Below are 3,191 nucleotides of genomic sequence, written 5' to 3'. Positions count from 1 at the left end.
AACCGTCAATCAAGCGAAAAATGCGGTGCCAAATAGTAGGAAGGTGAATGAAAAATCTCTAACGGATGATATAAATCTGAATGCAGTGGATGTTGGTGCATTTTCGAGAGGTGCTACAACTTTTGTTCAAGGAGAAAATGGCGTACCGTGGAATGCTGCATCCGGCTCTTATGTTGCTCAAAGAACAGGAGATTCTTTACTTATTGTTCATTTTAATGTGGACACCGGTAGTACCCCTGCTCTTCAATTAAAAACCATATATAGGAACAATGGAATAGCGTATCGTTCAGCCAGAGATGATTTTGGATTTGAAGAACCTTGGACAGAGTTCTATACCACTAAAAATAAACCAACAGCTTTTGATGTTGATGCTGTTTCTTCATCACATGGGGGAACATTTCATGAGCATGTCCGTTTTGACAAAAACGTTATTGTAGGCAACAACGACAATTCAGACATGAAGTTAATCTCTAATGGATCAGCAGTATCACCCGTCCATATTCAAACATGGGGTAATGCTGCACAAGGTGGGAATAGATACACAGTATTGGAAGCTGACGACAATCAAGGATGGTTATGGTATAGCCAGAGAATAGATAATGGGGAAGTACATTTTGCAGTAAATGGAAAAATGTTGCCTAACAATTATGGTAACTTCGACAGTCGCTACCTACAGCATCATCAACAAAACATCCCCGTAGGTGTACCTTTACCTTGGTCTCATGCAAATCCACCTGATGGTTATTTTGAATGTAATGGGCAACAATTTGATAAATCCCAATATCCCAAATTAGCAATGGCATATCCCTCCGGTACTGTACCAGACTTGCGTGGTGAATTTATTCGTGGGCTGGACAATGGGCGGGGAGCAGATCCAAACAGGGGAATATTAACGCACCAAGAAGGTACTATCATTTCAGGCTTAGATGATAACGATACAGGGGATATTAGCTCTGTTGGCTCTCCTGCTGTTGTATTTGGTGATCCCATGACTGACGCACAATGGGCAAATATTAAAGGAAAGAAATGGATATCTTTGAACCGAGATGGTATAGAAAACCGTTATGACTGGTGGGCCTATGTATCAGCTCGTCCCCGTAACATCGCATTTTTATATATAGTGAGAGCAGCATAATGAAATATACAACAGATATTAATACACCAAAATTTGATGAAAATGGTTTTGCAACTTCTAATGGTTGGGTGATGGTTTATCGGGCCAATACCGAGACAAGAGAATATATTTGTGCAGATATGGAACGCACTGTTATTGGTATTGGCTTGTCCGCTGGTGCTTATTTGGATTCACCTGAATTACCTGATTCGGCTGATATTGCTGTTTGTCGCAGCATAGATGAAAAATCATGGATTAATGTACCTGATTTTCGTGGAAAAGTTGCCTATCACATTAAAACCCAGCAATCTCAGAAAATACAATTAATGGGAGAATTACCTTCTGAATTGACCTTACGAGAGCCTAAAACATCATTCGATAAATGGAACGGTGAACAATGGGTAACAGATGTTATTGCACAGAAACAACATGACTTACAAAAATTGGAAAGTCAAAAGCAGTCATTATTACATGAAGCTGAAAAAATAATTATTCAGTTAGGAAGGAAAAAACGGTTAAATATGACATCTGAGGACGAAATTATTTTATTAAATAATTGGGAAGTCTATAGTGTAAAATTGATTGATATGGATATTTCAGACATTAATGAAATTGACTGGCCCAAAAAACCAGAATAAAAAACAGGGGCACTATGCCCCTGTCATTATTTTGGCTGTACTGGCCATTCTATATCTGGTGCAACATTACAATCAATTCGATTAAGTATTACCCTATATTTTCTCCATTCAATTAACGCAGATTTTTCCGCATTTGTATTAATACCTAGATCAACAGCGTCCTGAAGAGGTGAAATAATATCTTTGGCATATTCCATTAATTTTATTTTTTTTACTTCTGCATGCTGACACAGTTCCTCTTGAGTTGGAGGAGGGATATCTGCCCAAGCAGGTAAGCCATCATCGCCAGCAATACGTACTTTACCTTTAGGAGGCATATTTCCAGAAAAATCACTAAAAATACTCTCATCAACTTCAATAACATCATCTGGCCATGAGCCTGCGTTGATATAATCTTTTTTCAATTCATAGGGATAAAACGCATTATTTTTAGCACTATAATAATAATTCATATGTTTTCTTAATATCCTATTGCGAACCAATGAAATATAGCTTTGTATTGGAAGTCTTTATCATTTTCTGGAACATCACTTGCTAATTTGAACTGTTTATTATCAATAATACATCCATGAACACCAAGCATCTGTCCTCCCAAGCTAGCTCTATCAAGATGCCCCATTGCTGATAAGTGAACACATCTATTAGGAAAGGGGGTTGAAAACGAATATATTTTTATATTATTATCATGTAAACCCTGAACTTCTCCCCACTGATAAATAATTCCTGTGTCACCACATTTCCACCAACCATTAGGCTCTTTTTTGGCAATGTTTCTAATGGATACAAGATCATCTTCCGTTAATATTTTCTTTTGACCTTGAAATTTTCCATGTTCATCAAACGCATAAGTAGATATATAAAACCTACTTGAATCACTTCCATAGGAAAAAGATATACCTCTTGCATGTTGGGGACCTTCAACATTTGGATGAGCAACATGAATTGCTAATCCACCAAGATTATCAACTCCATTAGGTCTTAAAAAGCCTGAACGTCCTAAATGGCGTGAACTGGGGTCATCAAGAAAATTTGCAGCCTTAGTTAAAATATATCCTGATGTTTTGGTATTTGTATTTAATTGAATAAAACGATTATTAGATTCAGATCTTGTGTAAGCACCAACAATCGCAGCAGTTGGTTTATTACCTTCATGATAGACTTGATGCCCTCTAACCCGGAGATTAGCAGAATTAAGACTCATCCATTCAGTGGTTTGACCACCAGTGAGGCTATGCTGCCATTTAAAATGTTCGTTACCATTATCCCCCGTCCTAAACCACATATAGGAGTCGGTATCACCATCTCCAGTGTTTTTAAAACCAATACCAGCGTAGTCAGTGTTTCTGCGCCAAGCTATCTCAGTGTCAGTAGAAATAGCTATGTTTCCTGTCACCTCTCCCCCACTGCGTTGCAATGCGCCTTCCGCTTTGGTCATGGTT

At 38.0% G+C, this 3,191-nt stretch carries 4 protein-coding genes; 2 read left to right on the top strand and 2 right to left on the bottom strand.

What is annotated here, in order from left to right:
* On the top strand, positions 1-1,135 hold a 1,135-nt coding region (locus tag PSI14_RS19710), incomplete at its 5' end, for a phage tail protein (RefSeq protein ID WP_273577676.1).
* On the top strand, positions 1,135-1,752 hold the full coding sequence (locus PSI14_RS19705; protein WP_273577675.1) for a tail fiber assembly protein: 618 nt from the start codon (positions 1,135-1,137) through the stop codon (positions 1,750-1,752). The genes PSI14_RS19710 and PSI14_RS19705, both read left to right, overlap by 1 nt.
* 26 nt (positions 1,753-1,778) lie before the next feature.
* Here the strand turns inward: PSI14_RS19705 and PSI14_RS19700 are convergent, their stop codons facing one another.
* Entirely contained in the window at positions 1,779-2,204 is a 426-nt protein-coding gene (locus PSI14_RS19700) for a tail fiber assembly protein (RefSeq protein ID WP_273577674.1), read from the bottom strand.
* Between the two features lie 8 nt (positions 2,205-2,212).
* Positions 2,213-3,187 carry a gp53-like domain-containing protein gene (locus PSI14_RS19695; protein WP_273577677.1) on the bottom strand — a complete coding sequence of 325 codons (975 nt, stop codon included), beginning with the start codon at positions 3,185-3,187 and terminating at the stop codon, positions 2,213-2,215.
* Positions 3,188-3,191 lie beyond the last annotated feature (4 nt).

Source organism: Xenorhabdus anantnagensis, assembly GCF_028598555.1.
In the GTDB taxonomy this organism is placed as follows: domain Bacteria; phylum Pseudomonadota; class Gammaproteobacteria; order Enterobacterales; family Enterobacteriaceae; genus Xenorhabdus; species Xenorhabdus anantnagensis.
This window is presented reverse-complemented; position numbering and strand designations above follow the sequence as displayed.

Bases quoted from the DNA above. Each gene is read 5' to 3' on its own strand.
- PSI14_RS19700 (WP_273577674.1), bottom strand. From the start codon at position 2,204: ATGAATTATTATTATAGTGCTAAAAATAATGCGTTTTATCCCTATGAA.
- PSI14_RS19705 (WP_273577675.1), top strand. From the start codon at position 1,135: ATGAAATATACAACAGATATTAATACACCAAAATTTGATGAAAATGGT.
- PSI14_RS19695 (WP_273577677.1), bottom strand. From the start codon at position 3,187: ATGACCAAAGCGGAAGGCGCATTGCAACGCAGTGGGGGAGAGGTGACA.